The sequence below is a fragment of the Brenneria tiliae genome (assembly GCF_023347575.1).
Classification (GTDB): Bacteria; Pseudomonadota; Gammaproteobacteria; order Enterobacterales; family Enterobacteriaceae; genus Brenneria; species Brenneria corticis.
This window is the reverse complement of the sequence record NZ_JAKPCB010000087.1, coordinates 99,370-114,919: the sequence shown is the minus strand read 5'-3', so window position 1 is coordinate 114,919 and position 15,550 is coordinate 99,370. Positions and strand designations below refer to the sequence as shown.

Below are 15,550 nucleotides of genomic sequence, written 5' to 3'. Positions count from 1 at the left end.
TCTGCTCAATCTCGTCCGACAGGGTGGTCTGGTGCTTTTTGACAAGTTGAGGCTCGAATGTGCCGTTGCGGTCACGCGGGGTGGCCAGTTCAAAAGAGCCGGTAGTGGCTTTGACGGTTTTCTTTCCGGAGCCATTTTTTCGATTAGCTTGAACATCCTGAGCCAGATGGGAGTCAAGTTCCGCGGCCAGCGCCGCTTCGGTTAACTGTTTGATTAATGGCGTTAAGATGCCATCTTTCCCGGTCAGCGCCTGACCAGACTGGAGCGCTTTCAGCGCTTTGTCGAAATCGAAAGGTTGGGTCATGTATCATTCCTTTTTTGAATATATTACTGGAATGACACAGAATTTCTAACACTCCCGATTTTGCAGGCGCGGGTAAAAGATATCGCGATCAATAATTGACAGCAAGAAATTTTACATCCAGCGGAGGTTGCAAACCACATTGACCATAATCTGATCTGCCATGTTTATAAAAATACCCGGAAACTGTCGACTTACCTGAGCCGTTTTGTCCATAGATAAGAGTGACATACTTCCTCAAATCAAACTCTACTGGTTTTTCGCCCTGGTAGCTGCGAGCGCCGTGGATAGAGAGATAGTCATGCTGTACCCGTCATACTTCAAGCTGCAGGTGCGTTGGCTACGCTCAGTCACCCGAATCACTTACTTGAGGTATGCCCTATGCCCTACAACAAGCCGATTGGCTGACAGTTGCTGCCCGATACATTCAAAAATTATAATCATATTATAATAGCTACTGACATCATTATCCTTGTATTCCATGTTATACAAGGAGTATGATAAATTCACATATAAATTAAAACGTCAGTACAGGATAATAAATGTCCGTTGCCGCCCTGGCCCGCCAGCGGGTACACCGCATGAAGCGTGGTGTACCATTTTCCATCAGCGGATTTTATTCGCTGGGAAGCCGTGCGTCGGTGCAACAGGCAATGAGTCGTCTGGTAAAAGAAGGTCTGCTGGTCCGGGTTGAGCGCGGTTTCTACTCACGGCCGAAACCGTTGAGGAACATCCCCTCTGTTAAGGTTGTTGCCAGCGCCAATGATGTTGCCGCAGCATGGGCAAAAGAACGCGGCTACAAAATCGCCCTTCAGGGACTGGAAGCCGCTTACCGGTTGGGGCTGCAAACGCAGGCTCCGGTTAAACGCATCTACTGGTCCAACGGTCCTACGCGAGAATTCCGTGTCGGCAATGAGTTAGTACGGATCCAGCATAAATCAGCAAGCCGGTTACGTTGGCTGAACCGGCCTGAAGGAGAGTTGATGCGCGGTTTGCTGAGTCTGAATCAGGAACATACCCTCCCGGAAACGCTGAAGAATGCTTTCCATCGGCTGAGCATCCCGTCCGCTAAAGCGCGACAGATTGCCGGAAAATTAATGAATGAGCCTGCGCTTCATGCGTGGCGCTTGCAGCTTATGACGCTGCAAAAGGCGCTCTGATGAACATTTTCGATTATTATCGGAGCGCATCACAACGCCGCGAGCTTCAGGAAATCCTCTCTTACGCTGCACAGCAGCATCCCTCCGGGCTGGGAGCCAGCTTTCTGGAAAAGGATCTCTGGGTAACGGAGATCCTTCGGCTGCTTTTTAATAAGGATCTGCTGGGTGGTTTATCTGTCGCGTTTAAAGGCGGAACGGCGTTAAGCAAATGCTGGAACGTGATCGAGCGCTTTTCTGAAGATATCGATCTTTCTGTTCACTGGGCAGATCTGGCGGGTCACTCAGAAGAGGAAGAACAACAGGCTTGGGAGCAAAGCACGCGGAATAACAGCCAAAATCGTCGGTTCAGAGAGCAGCAGCAAGCTCGCTTAACAGAATGGACAAGAGCTCTGGTAGAACGGCTAAATCAACGCCTTCAGGTTTATGAAATTCCAGGCCTTGAAGCAGAAATAGAACCCGACAGCGGCGGTGAAAAAGTAGATATCTATTTTCCACGGGTGAAGGAAGATAGTATGGCTTATCAACGCGATCATATTCTGCTGGAATTTGGCGGGCGAAATCGTGGTAAACCAACCGATCTGATGCCTGTAGTGAGCTACCTGTCCGCGATTGTAGGAATGGATGCACTTCAGCTACCTACCGCGACCGTAAATGCTTATGACACCGGTTATATTCTTTGGGAAAAACTAACGGCGCTGCACCAGTTCTGTACGCAAACCAGAGCACCAAACCCGGAGCGGCTGGCGCGCCACTGGTACGATGTGGATTGTCTGCTGCGTAATGATTTCGCCAGTCCGTATGAAACGCTGGAGGCAATGCATGATGTGGTTGAGATGAAGCAACGCCGCTGGTTTGTTCCGGGCGTTGATTTTACTCAGGTCACTGTCGGAAAATTGCTTCTGGTGCCTGATGACGCTAAACGGTTCGCAGCAATCTTAGGGGATCACCAGACGGCTGTTGAAGGTGGGATGTTTTTTCGTCAACCTGATGGATTTGCTGAAATTGCTAACCGTCTTCGCCATGTTCAGGATGAAATCAATTATTTTATGCGAGATTCGCGGACGTAACCTCTCATCTTCAGTTCCCCTGCCGTATGGCATAATCCTGCTGAATAATGCGTTTTTTATGCTTGTACTCCAGCCCAGTCGCGCTATGATTTTACGATCTATCTTCCAGTTTTATGCTTGCCGCCTTTGCCGATGGTAGAATAATGCCGGGAAGCGTCATCAGCGATTAAGGGCACGGAATGGGCTTCTGGATATTTGTTATTGCACTGGCTGTTATCTGGTTTCTGTTTTCCAAAAAGAAAAAGTCGCCGCCCGCCAGAATAAACAGCAAAAACATCAGCCCAATAAATAATACGTCACGACAAAAATCTCTCAATAAGCCAACCAATAGCGTAGCAAGTATGCATTCTCAGGCATCCGATGATGACGAACTGGCAACCTTTACTTTCGTTAATGGGCAGACCGTTGAATACAGCACCAGCCGCGAACAGTCACGAGAAACCGCAGCCCGGCGCAATATCACGCCAGCGCGATGGGTCAAACCGGGAGAAAGCGTTACAATTCAAAATGTCGTCATTAATCACGGTAATTTTTATTTCGGCGGACAGTTAAAAACATATTCATCAGGAGAATATGGCTATCTTTATAACGATGGTTCCGATGCTTCTCTGGTTAATGATGCTTTACCCATCGAGTATATTTCACGACATTATCAGGATGGGTCGCTGGGATACTGGCCCAGCTTTGCCACTCTCTCTCCTCGCTGTCGCGGCGCCTATCTTGACTGGCTGGCAAGCGACCGCAGCGATGCAAGCAGTCCTGTTGGTTATGTTTTTATCTATTTTTACGGTCTTGAGCGCCGCATACTGGCAGATGGCACACAAGAAGCTATTTCTGACAATGAATTCAAAGCGTTATTTGAAGAAATATCCCGCCTGAGAACCGTGTTTCAGGCGAGCGGTTCCTTCCGGCATTATGCAACACAGTTGCTGGAAATGATGATTATTCTCAGACCAACGCTCCTTTCGATAAACAGTGAAAACGAATATTTCTCGTCGAGGAGTTCATTACTATTCAGACTTAATCTGTCTACTACGGTTGATAAAGGACAACCTGTTTCCGCCGATCTGGCACTGGCATGGCTACACTATTTTCCTGACTACACACTGCGCACGCCTGCCCGTCGATGTCATTCTGAATTTTCTGCGTTATTCAAACAGCGCTATACACAAAAATATGGTGACGGTATTGTCGTCAAAGCCAATAAAACACGGTTGCATTTAAGCTATACACCAGCCAGCGGTACGCTCCGGGAGATCCAAGTCAAAAAACAGATGGACCTCCCCGATCCAAGCGTTTTAAAAGCACCGATTCAGAAATTGATCCCCATTGCAGAATCCTGCATCAACGCTCTGGATGCCTATAGCCGCTATCTCGGTAAAAAAGATGCATCAGGAAGCGATGTCGCCGCCATCATGCTTCTCCCCGATGAAATCCTGACCGAAGATGCAGAACACATGTTCGCTGAATTTAAACACTGGGCAGATGAGAGGATCCGTGAGAATTCAGGGCTGGCAACAGTTGCTGGTTTCTGGGCCAGACTGGATATGCCTGTGCCAGATAAGATCAATAAAAAAGAAGCCGAGCTGATGCAAAATTTCGCCAAGCGAGCAGGCTACGGCATTGCACCGGATATGCGCTATCACCTTGTCAGGCCAGAGCCAGAAGGTAATCTTGTTTTATTTCCAGAAGGGCACGCTGAATTCTACATACCATCTGCGGAATTTACGTCAGTCTCCGTGGCGCTTCGGTTGGGCGCAATGATTGCACAAATGGACAAGCGTGTGGACGTCGCTGAACAGGCTGCACTGGAGAGAACGATTGATCATAACGACACGTTGTCGCCGACTGAAAAACGCTCGCTGCACGCCTACCTTACCTGGCGACTCAATACGCCTGCAAGTCAGGCCGGTCTGAAAGGCAAAATCGAGCAACTCAGCAATAAAGAAAAGTCCACTATTGGCAACGTTATTATTAACGTCGCCTGTGCAGATGGAAAAATCGATCCGGCTGAGATTAAGCAACTGGAGAAAATTTACGCCAGCCTCGGTCTGGACAGCAGTACCGTCACCAGCGATATCCACCGCCTGTCAACCGCAGAAACAACCTCGACAGCTAGGTTACAAACCACATCAGAGACGAGCGGCACGTTTTCTCTTGATGAACGGACCCTTGCCCGTCACGAGTCCGACACAACGGACGTACGTCAGTTGCTGAGCACCATCTTTGCCGAAGATGAACCCGCAAACGAACCACCAGCAGAGATCCCGTCACATACTGGCACGGGTCTCGATGAAGCACATCACCAGCTCTACCTGCGTTTGCTGGAAAAAGAACGCTGGGCGCGAAACGAAGTCGCTGAGCTATGTCAGTCGCTTAATTTGATGGTGAGCGGCGCGATTGAGGCGATTAATGACTGGTCTTATGAACAGGTTGATGCCCCGGTACTTGATGATGACGGTGATATTTACGTTGACCTAGAAATAGCACAAGAACTCAAAGGATAACTTATGTCTGGCATTCGCATTCGTCTCAAAGAAAGAGACGCCATTATTCAATCACTAAAGTCAGGCGTTACGCCTAAAATCGGCATTCAGCATATTCAGGTTGGCCGGGTCAACGAGATAAAAGCACTGTATCAGGATATTGAGCGCATCACCGATGGAGGCGCGGGATTCCGTCTGATTATCGGGGAATACGGTTCAGGTAAGACGTTCTTTTTAAGCGTTGTGCGTTCGATTGCGTTAGAGAAAAAGCTGGTAACGGTCAGCGCGGATTTATCCCCGGATCGCCGTATCCACGCGACCGGCGGACAGGCGCGAAACCTCTATTCTGAGCTGATGAAAAATCTATCCACCCGAAATAAGCCAGATGGTAATGCTTTATTAAGCGTGGTTGAGCGCTTTATTACAGAAGCCAGAAAAGAAGCAGAAACGACAAACACACCGGTTCCGGCAATTATTCACCAAAAGCTCGCAGCCCTATCCGATATGGTTGGCGGTTATGATTTCGCCAAAGTCATTGAATGTTACTGGCAGGGCCATGAGCAGGATAATGAGACGCTAAAATCGAATGCTATCCGTTGGCTGAGAGGTGAATACACGACGAAAACCGACGCACGTAACGATCTGGGTGTGCGCACAATTATCTCTGATGCCTCTTTCTACGATTCGTTAAAGCTGATGAGTCTGTTTGTCCGTCACGCCGGGTATGCCGGTCTGTTGGTGAATCTGGATGAAATGGTCAATCTGTATAAGCTTAGTAATACGCAGGCCCGGGTTGCTAATTATGAACAGATACTGCGTATTCTGAATGACTGTCTACAAGGAACGGCTGAATATATCGGCTTTTTACTCGGCGGCACGCCGGAGTTCCTGTTCGATCCGCGTAAAGGGTTATATAGCTACGAAGCGCTCCAGTCACGGCTGGCGGAAAACAGCTTTGCTCAGCGAGCAGGGGTGATTGATTACTCATCCCCTTCCTTGCATTTAGCCAGCTTGACGCCGGAAGAGCTCTACATCCTGTTGAAAAACCTTCGTCACGTTTATTCCGGCGGCGATGTAGATAACTATCTGGTTCCTGATGATGCGTTGACGGCATTCTTACGCCACTGTAGCAATACCATCGGCGATGCCTATTTCCGTACGCCACGGAACACGATTAAAGCATTTCTGGATATGCTCGCCGTGCTGGAACAAAACCCGTCCATTGAATGGTCACAGTTGATTACCGGTGTCGCTATCGCAGAGGAAAAACCCAGCGATATGGATGAGATTAGTTCTCCAGAGGATGCCGATGAGGACGGACTGACCGATTTCAGATTATGATGAATGAATACCAGCGGCTGGATCCATGCATTCGGAAGTGGATATATCAGCAGGGATGGGCAGACCTCAGGGAACTGCAAAAAAAAGCCATTCCACCGATATTAGCGGGCGATCGGGATGTATTGATCAGCGCCGCTACTGCCGCTGGTAAAACTGAAGCTTTTTTCCTGCCCGCCTGTTCTGCTATCGCGGATGTTCAGGGAGGCTTTGGTATTTTATACATTAGCCCGCTTAAGGCCCTGATTAACGATCAATATCGACGGCTGGAAAGCCTCGGAGATGCGTTGGAAATGCCGATCACGCCCTGGCACGGAGATGTTGCGCAGAGCAAAAAACTAAAAGCGAAGAAAAATCCTGCCGGTATTTTGCTTATCACCCCGGAATCACTGGAAGCAATGCTGATCCGCAACGCGGGATGGTTAAAGCAGGCTTTCACTCCACTGGCTTATATCGCCATTGATGAATTCCATGCCTTCATCGGTTCTGAGCGGGGTATGCAGCTTCTTTCTCTGTTAAACCGGGTCGATCACCTCTTGGGAAGAATCAACAATCCAGTACCCAGGGTCGCACTAAGCGCAACGCTGGGAGAACTGGAACAGGTACCTTTATCTCTGCGGCCAAATCAACGTCTGCCCTGCGACATTATTACCGACAGTCAGACTCACGCTACATTAAAAGTGCAGGTAAAAGGTTATCTGGAACCGCTGGCCACCTCGGGCCAGCAACCCCCACTGTCGGCAGAGACGCAAATCTGCCATGATATCTTTCGCTTCTGTCGCGGTGACTCCCATCTGGTGTTCGCTAATAGTCGCAAGCGGACCGAAAGCATTGCCGCTACGCTTAGCGATCTTAGTGAAATGAACATCGTTCCCAACGAGTTCTTCCCCCATCACGGCTCGCTGTCCAGAGATCTACGTGAAACGCTGGAACAGCGGCTTCAGAAAGGCAACTTACCTACCACTGCGATCTGTACGATGACGCTGGAACTGGGTATCGACATCGGCAAAGTCAGTTCTGTCGTGCAGGTTACCCCCCCCCATTCCGTTGCCAGTCTGCGCCAACGAATGGGACGTTCCGGCAGGCGCGACTCTCCTGCCGTACTGAGAATGCTGATTGCCGAACATGAACTGACGCCAACGTCGGGCATTGTCGATCAGCTCAGGCTCCAGCTTGTTCAGTCGCTGGCCATGATCCGCTTACTTATCGGCAGCAAATGGTTTGAGCCTGCCGATACCCGGCAGATGCACTATTCCACCCTGTTCCATCAGATCCTGGCGATCATTGCACAGTGGGGAGGCGTACGTGCGGATCAGCTCTGGTCGCAGCTATGTCAACAAGGGCCATTTCAGAAAGTCAGAATCGATGATTTCAAAACGTTGTTGATGCATATGGGAGAACTCCAGTTTCTGACTCAGCTATCAAGCGGCGAACTGGTACTGGGCGTGGAAGGTGAGCGTCAGGTTAATCAATACACCTTCTACGCCGTGTTCAGCACGCCGGAAGAGTTTCGTATTGTGGCGGGGAGCAAAACATTGGGCTCTATCCCCGTTGATTCTCCACTGATGCCTGACCAACATATTATTTTCGGCGGACGACGCTGGAAAGTGATCGATATCGATAGCGATAAAAAAGTTATTTACGTCGAGGCGACAAAAGGCGGGCAGCCACCTTTATTTGGCGGGAAAGGGATGTCCATTCATGATGTCGTCCGCCAGGAAATGCTCACCATTTATCAGGAAGGTGACTACCGCATCACCATTGGCGATCGCAAGGCCGATTTTGCCGACTCCACCGCCAGAAGCCTGTTTGATGAAGGGCTACACTGTTTTCGCAACAATAATCTGGCTTCTGAATACTTTATTCAGCAGGGGCAGCATGTCTACATTCTTCCCTGGCAGGGCGATCAAATCGTAAACACGCTGTCGGCATTACTTATCCAGCGCGGTTTCAAGGCGGGCTCATTTGCTGGTGTGGTTGAAGTGGAAAAAACCACGGTCACAGAGATTAAACAAGCGTTAGCCTGCGCTCTTCAGGAAGGTTTGCCATCCGAATCTCGTCTCGCCGAAAGCATCGCTGAAAAGTGTCTCGAAAAATATGATGAGTATTTACCGGAAGGATTACTGACGCAGGAGTATGGGTTACGCGCTTTTAATGTTGAACGCGTTACGGAGTGGCTGCGGGGGCATTTACATTAAGGGGAAGAAAATGAGAAAGAACTGGACTATTGAGGAAGATTGTAAGCTGCTAACCCTTGTGCGTCAGCACTTTTCCGAACTGGTCAGCCATGAGCGTCTAAATGCCACGATGCCGTTTAGTCAGCAACTCCACACAGCATTTGACTCACCTGACCGCGATGCAGCAGCGCTGCTACATCGCTTCAGACTAGCTGGAATATTGGAGTTTGCCGGACGTCCGGGAGGCGATCCCGCTAAACAGCCGTTCCGCTGCCTGATAAACAATGATTTGGCGCTATACGATTACAGTCTCACCTTTCCGACGCTCAGGAAAGCATTGCATCCAGAGACCGTTGCAGCAGCGCTAAACTACTTCACGATTAGCAATCCGCACGAGCCACTATCCAATACTATCAATGAAATCGCAACAGCTCTGCATCTTGCCCCCATGCAGATAGAAAAGGTGCTAATCGAAAGCGACCAAATCACCCTCAATAACTATCGTCAATATGAACGCGTTGGCGAGAAAACGACGGATAATAACCTGAAAACTCTCATCTCCAGCCAAACGCCAGATACGACGCTGATTGAAGAGATTAACTCCTGTCGCGCCAGGGTTTCCCAGCTTTACGACGCCCATGAACGCGATGGCGCGGAGGTTATTTTCAGCTCAGACGGCACGGGGTTCGGCAAAAGCTATGGCGTAATTCAGGGATACGTCGACTATCTGACGCGCTTCGCCCAAACCCAGAAGCCAGATTACCTGTTTCCCGATGGTGGCTTTACCAACCTGCTGTTCATGTCACCGCAAAAATCACAAATCGACCTGGCCAGCAGCCAGAAAAATAACATTCTGGCTGCTGGCGGTGAGTTCATTTGCGTTCTCTCCCGTAAAGATATTGCCGACCTCGACTTTATGGACTGGGCCTCTGGCCTGAAAAACCGCAACCGCTATATTCAGTGGTACGAAGGGGCGAAAGGCAGCAAATATATCGGCGGCGCTATGCGTTCGCTCAATTATCATGTCTCGCAAATCGATCGTTGTGAAGAACAGCTAGCAAAGCTGGCGACATATAGCACCCAGGATACCCGCTACGACAGGGAAATGCTCGACGAGCAACTTAAAAACAGCCGTCACAATATCCGCGATGCGATTCAGTCAGCCTGTAAAGCACTCTTTGGGCCGGACAGTGAAGACACCTCCATTCAAGAATATATTCGCCGCGGACTGCTTGCTCGCAGAAAACGAGAGCTTAACGCGATGCAGGGGAAACCTGCAAAAATAAGCGTACACGAAGTCTACTTCGAGCTTATCAAGCAGGTATTGCCTTTCGAAGTTTGCCAGTACCGCCCGTCGGTGCTGTTAATGACCACCAACAAGTTTGACACATCAACTTACCGCCTGACGCCTCGTCAACGAGGCGAAGGCGTGCGTTTTGAGCCCGTGGATTTTGACCTGCTCCTTGGCGGCAAGCTGAAACCCAAAGATCCGCAGATCAGCACCGTTGCGGCAGCAGGTCACTCCGAACAGGCAGCTTACCTTCGCAATGAACATTTCAGACGCAATCCAGACTGCCCTTTTCGCCGCAAGAATATCCGCTTCACGGTGATAATCGATGAACTGCATGAAGCCTACACCCGCCTTGAAGAAACGTGCCATGTGAAACTGGTCACACAGGAAAATAACCTGGCGCACGTTATCTCCGTTGCAGGACGCATTCACAACGCGGTACTCAGCCTGGAGCGCCGAAACAAGCCTAAAGAAGCACAAACGACCTTTGAGCAAGAGATGGTCAAATTCATCTCCACTCTGCGCAATTTACTGGCAGAAAAGTGCGAACTCTCATCCGGTACAACGCTGGGATCGATACTGGAGATGTTTCGCGACCAGTTGGGGGCATTTGAAGTCAACGGCGATGCCGCCGAACGCATCATTTCAATCACCCGCAACGTCTTCAGCTTTAACCCCAAAATGTACGTCAATGAAGAGGGGCTGAAACGCATTCGTATGCGCAACAGCGAAGGCGACATAACGCGTACCGAGTTGTATTACGAAGTTGAAAATGATGCCAGCGACACTAACCCCACCCTGCATGATCTGTTCCAGTTAGTCTCCGTCATCCTTGCCGCCTGCTCTGAAATCACCAACCGCGACTTTAAGCGCTGGGTAAAAAATGGCGGCCAAGATAACTCCAGCAGCCAGAATACGCCTTTGGGCCAGTTTGTCGACGCAGCCAATAACGTGGCCGGCGTAGTGCGCCATATCTTCGATCGCACCACCGATGAAAACTTGTTGATTGATCATTTCTACACTTACCTGCAGCCCAAAACTGTATTCACGATGACGCCGATAGCTGAACTCAACTACGTGAACAGGGGAGCCGAGCGCACAATTATTCTGGCGTTCGAGATGGATCTGGTACAAGAGTTGCCCGAAGTCATGCTGCTGCGTTTATTAACCGGCACGCACAATAAAGTGATTGGGCTGAGCGCCACCAGCGGTTTTAGCCACACCAAAAACGGTAACTTCAATCGTCGTTTCCTGGCGCACTATAGCCGCGACTTTGGCTACCAGATCGTTGAACGCGAAACAGCAGATATCGATACGCTTAAGGCATTACGCGAGCTGAGGGCCCGTATCCGCAATGTCAATTTCAGGGTGTTTGATGATAGGCAGCTAAAATTGACCGATATCTGCCAGAACAGCGACACTTTTCATAAGGTGTATAACGACTTTTTCAAAGCACTAAAAGAATCGCTGGAATACGACCTGAACAATACCTACAAACGGCGTCAGTACTACCGGGAGTTGGAAGCATTATTGCTTGCCGCCTACGAGGGTAAAAACAGCCTGATTCTGTCACTTTCAGGGGCGTTTAAGCGGGCCTTTATCAGCGCCTGGCGCACGCATCAAACAGCATGGCGCAAAGAGTACGGTATGTACTCCCGGTGCGACGAAAAAACGGATAATAGTAAGAAACATGACCAGATCCTGACCTTTACCCCATTCAAAGGGCGTCACACTGTCCATTTGGTCTTTTTCGATTCACCGTTGGCCAATATCGAAGATATCAGGCGCGAAACCTATATCGATAGCAGCAACACCGTACTAGTTTTTATGAGCAGCTACAAAAGCGCGGGCACCGGCCTCAACTACTTTGTTAAATACCATGACGGCGATATTAATGATACAAGTGCGCCGCGTCTGGATGTCGATTTTCAACGCCTGGTACTCATCAACTCCTCGTTTTATAGCGAAGTAAAGGACAACAGCGCTAACCTTAATACATTACCCAACTACGTCACCGTGCTTAAACACTACGCCGATGACGATATTACCGTCCACAAGCTGGCCGATTTCAGCGTTAATTTCGCCCAGGGTGAAAATTATCGCCTGCTGATGGCCGAACATGATATGAGCCTGTTCAAAGTCGTCGTGCAGGCCGTAGGTCGGGTCGAGCGCCGCGATACTCTATTGAAAACAGAAATCTTTTTACCCCGCGACGTATTCCGTAATGTCGCATTCCAGTTCGCCACCCTCAGTGAAGACAGCGGCAACGAAGTGGTATCAGAAAGCATGTCCTTGCTTAACCACCGCCTCATGGAGGAGTGCGAAAAACTGAGTCAGAGCCAGTCATTTAGTGATGCAGAACAGCGACATGTGTTTGAACAGGCTATCGTAGAAAATGGTCGCCGCATCGATGCGGTTCACAAACGAGTCCTGAAAACCGACTGGATAAATCAGGTACGCGTGGGCAATGTCGATTATCTCGCACTGTGTAATTTATTCCGTGATCCTGACTCCTTTAGCGATCCCCAGCGCTGGCTGGAAAAACTCCAGGCTAATCCCTTGTATGCCGCCAATCGACAAATGCAATCTATCCACAATGCCCTGTTTATCGATCGCCAACAGGGCAGCCAAACTATTTTACTTTGCCACAAACGCGGCCCAGATGGACTTGCCCACGGCGATTATTCCGCTCTATCGGACTTTGCTGGCGGTGCCAGAGTATATCAGCCAGAACTCACCCTCTTCCCGCAGTACAGAAACGATGTCGATTATACCCCCGGCAACCTGGTGGGTGAGCTGATTAGTGAATGCGACAGGATTCAGAAAACGGCATTCGAAAAATGGGTGCCCAACCCCAGGCTGGTTCCGTTGCTCAAAGGCAATGTCGGCGAATTTCTTTTTGATAAGGTGCTGAAACATTATGGTGTACCCCCTCTTACCGACCAGCAGGTATTTGAGCGCCTTGCGCCGTTGGTCTATGAGTTTTTTGACCGCTTTATTGAAGTGGGTGACGACCTGCTCTGCATCGACGTTAAACGCTGGGCGACGCAGTTGGACGATTTGACGCGAGCAGAAGAAACGCTTGAGAAAAGCGGCAACAAGATTCGCCAGATCCGCAATATCGCCAACCAAAAGGCGGATACTGAGGGGCAGAAACAGATCCAGGCGACGCTGGCAGGTCGTTACGAACGTATTCGATTTATCTATCTGAACGTCGCCTACAGCCAGAACCCCAATAATCTGATGTGGCAGGATAACGTGGATCACACGATCCACTACCTTAATCTGTTGCAGACTGACTACCAGTATTATCAGCCCAAAAATCGAGAGAGCGGACGTTCTCAGGAAAGATCGAAACTGCGCACTACGCTGGACATTAACCCGATGTTACTAACCCTGCTGGGTATAGAAAGATTGCCGACTAAAGGAAAAGCGTCATGATCCCTAATCTGAATGAGCTGACAGATACCCCGATTGCCCGCACTAATTTGATCAAGCTTGGAGAAGATCAGCTGACGACCATCCAACGTCTATTGGCTCCGGTATCTAATATATATACGATAGACTTTATGGTTCAGGGCTTTACTAAAGAGCGAAAAGAAAAATCCGCTGATTACTATGCGCGTATCCATCAGGAGGTTAAATCCTGTGTGCGGCAGAAGCTTGGTCTGGATGCCGGGCAGGACGTAAAATATGAGCTACATCTCTTACCCAATTACCAGCACGTCTATTTTTTCCTGGCGCCTGCCGCTGCACCGAACAGCCCGGCTCATCGGACTTTGGCAGAACGCATTGAAACGCTTTGTCAGCAGCTCACCGCTGAAAATTATGACTTGTCTCGCCTGATTCAGGGATTGTTCAGTCTGCATTTAAAAATGGTAATGCTGGAACAAGCCAATGAACGCTTTTCGGTATCACCGACCTACTTCAACTCGACGCTCTATCTCAACGCTCGCCTGAGTCAGCCCGTCACGCAGAAAAGCGGCACTGGAGTGATGGAGGCATTCGAACTCGATATTTACGCATCAGAATATAACGAACTCGCCTTTACCCTGCACAAACGAAAATTTCTGGTTGAACCAGCGGATGAGTTGCATCTCCCTCTGGAAGATACTCACGTGTGGTTTAACATCGATAATCGTCGGCTCAAAGCCCGGCGTAAACTTGATGCCCGGGATAGCAAGCTGGACTTTTTCCGTGAACGCAGCGGCTATGGCGAATGCCAGGCCTACACCTATAACGTGGTCATGAATGCTGCCTGCGAGCAGCTCAGTGTACTAGAGATCCCGCACCAGCCTATCCCATTTCAGGCCACCCACGAGGTCAATCAGTTCACTACCGACCTAGATCAACAGCTGACTAATACGCTGTTGGTGGTTAATAACGGCGTCGAATTCAGCGCCACGCAAGAAGCTTGTTTCTTTGACGCATTAACCTGCCAGTTCCCCGGATATCAACTCTGGCCGCTGGAGTCGCTTATACATTCTCAGCAAACCGGCTTTTCTGAGCTGCCTGCCAATACGTCCATTCTGGTTCTCAACGCGGTAGATGAAGAACGAAGCAACAGTATCCGCCGGCAAGATAATGAATCTGTTGAGTATGGTGATTTCTATGCTGCCTTTGTCGACGCTCGGAAACAACCTGAACTCAACTGGGATACCTACACCCAGCTTAAGCTGGATCGTTTGCAAGGATGGTTAAATCAGCAGCCGCTGCCTGTTGTCTTGCAAGGTATGAATATTGATCGCAAATTACTGGATGCGATTGATTTTATTAATGAACGATCGGCTAACAACCCTGCTCAATACGAAATCGATCTTACGAAGCCTCGCAGCCATCTCAAGTCAGCAGTTACCTTACTAAACAGTAAGGTACGCCGAACAAAAACCGAACTATGGTTCAAAGAGAGCTTACTCAATCAGCACCATATTCCACTGTCAGACCTGACGGACGGCCACTATACCGCCTATGCGGTACGTAAAACGAAAGGCAATCTCCCTTTGCTTGGATATGTTGAACTGAAAGTAGAGCACGGCCAGCTTAGAGTGGTAAGTACCGGGATCGCTGAAGGTAAATTAGATTGGTTATCGGTTGATCATCCCCCACTGGGACGGCTAAAAAAAATATTCGACAAAAGCTTCTATCTCTACGACCACGCCGCAGACGTCCTGCTTACCACCTACAACAGCGCGCGCGTGCCGCGCCTGATTGGCCCTGCTCAACTTAATATCGTCGATTCATACGCTTATCAGGAGCAAGAAAAAGCGCTGACGGAGCGTAAAGGGGATAAATTTAACGGGTATACCATTACTCGCTCGGCAAAACCGGAACAAAACGTACTGCCCTATCTGATATCACCAGGCCGTTCGAAACACGACTCGCTGACCAAAGCGCAAAAGATGAAGCACCACCATATTTACCTGCAACCGCATGAGAACGGGGTGTTTGTTCTGGTGAGCGATGCTCAGCCTACAAATCCTACTATTGCACGGCCTAACCTAGTGGAAAATCTGCTGATATGGGATGCCCGGGGCAAAGCCGTAGATGTATTTAGCCACCAGTTAACTGGCGTTTACCTCAATAGCTTCACCCTGGATATGCTCAGGAGCGGCGAAAGCAGTAAGAGTTCGATTTTTACCAAGCTTGCCCGGTTGATGGTGGAGAACTAACGAATGTGGGGCGGTAATTCGTTATCGACGCCGCTCTGCCCCGGAGCTCCTGTGGATGTAC

At 49.5% G+C, this 15,550-nt stretch carries 9 protein-coding genes; 7 read left to right on the top strand and 2 right to left on the bottom strand.

Translation table 11 applies throughout. From position 1 onward, the window contains the following. The coding region (locus MFP24_RS03245; protein ID WP_249229063.1) for a transposase at positions 1–304 on the bottom strand (304 nt) is incomplete at its 3' end. Between the two features lie 88 nt (positions 305–392). Beyond that, positions 393–590 (bottom strand): ATP-binding protein, encoded by a 198-nt coding sequence (locus MFP24_RS03240; RefSeq protein WP_407061969.1) that lies wholly within the window; start codon positions 588–590, stop codon positions 393–395. Between the two features lie 253 nt (positions 591–843). On the opposite strand from MFP24_RS03240, the gene MFP24_RS03235 reads away from it, so the two are divergent. From MFP24_RS03235 to MFP24_RS03205, 7 genes are all read left to right on the top strand, one after another. Then, entirely contained in the window at positions 844–1,461 is a 618-nt protein-coding gene (locus MFP24_RS03235; protein WP_136165675.1) for a DUF6088 family protein, read from the top strand. Next, positions 1,461–2,528 (top strand): nucleotidyl transferase AbiEii/AbiGii toxin family protein, encoded by a 1,068-nt coding sequence (locus tag MFP24_RS03230; protein WP_136165676.1) that lies wholly within the window; start codon positions 1,461–1,463, stop codon positions 2,526–2,528. Before MFP24_RS03235 ends, MFP24_RS03230 begins: the two co-directional genes overlap by 1 nt. A 179-nt stretch (positions 2,529–2,707) precedes the next feature. Continuing rightward, complete coding sequence (locus MFP24_RS03225; protein WP_249229064.1) at positions 2,708–5,035, top strand: tellurite resistance TerB family protein; 2,328 nt, start codon at positions 2,708–2,710, stop codon at positions 5,033–5,035. 3 nt (positions 5,036–5,038) lie between these two features. After that, on the top strand, positions 5,039–6,355 hold the full coding sequence (locus MFP24_RS03220) for an ATP-binding protein (protein WP_136165678.1): 1,317 nt from the start codon (positions 5,039–5,041) through the stop codon (positions 6,353–6,355). After that, on the top strand, positions 6,352–8,550 hold the full coding sequence (locus tag MFP24_RS03215) for a DEAD/DEAH box helicase (RefSeq protein WP_249229065.1): 2,199 nt from the start codon (positions 6,352–6,354) through the stop codon (positions 8,548–8,550). The genes MFP24_RS03220 and MFP24_RS03215 overlap by 4 nt, the downstream gene beginning before the upstream one ends. 10 nt (positions 8,551–8,560) lie before the next feature. Further along, complete coding sequence (locus tag MFP24_RS03210) at positions 8,561–13,261, top strand: hypothetical protein (protein WP_249229066.1); 4,701 nt, start codon at positions 8,561–8,563, stop codon at positions 13,259–13,261. Next, positions 13,258–15,489 carry a hypothetical protein gene (locus MFP24_RS03205; protein WP_249229067.1) on the top strand — a complete coding sequence of 744 codons (2,232 nt, stop codon included), beginning with the start codon at positions 13,258–13,260 and terminating at the stop codon, positions 15,487–15,489. The genes MFP24_RS03210 and MFP24_RS03205 overlap by 4 nt, the downstream gene beginning before the upstream one ends. Positions 15,490–15,550: the final 61 nt, after the last annotated feature.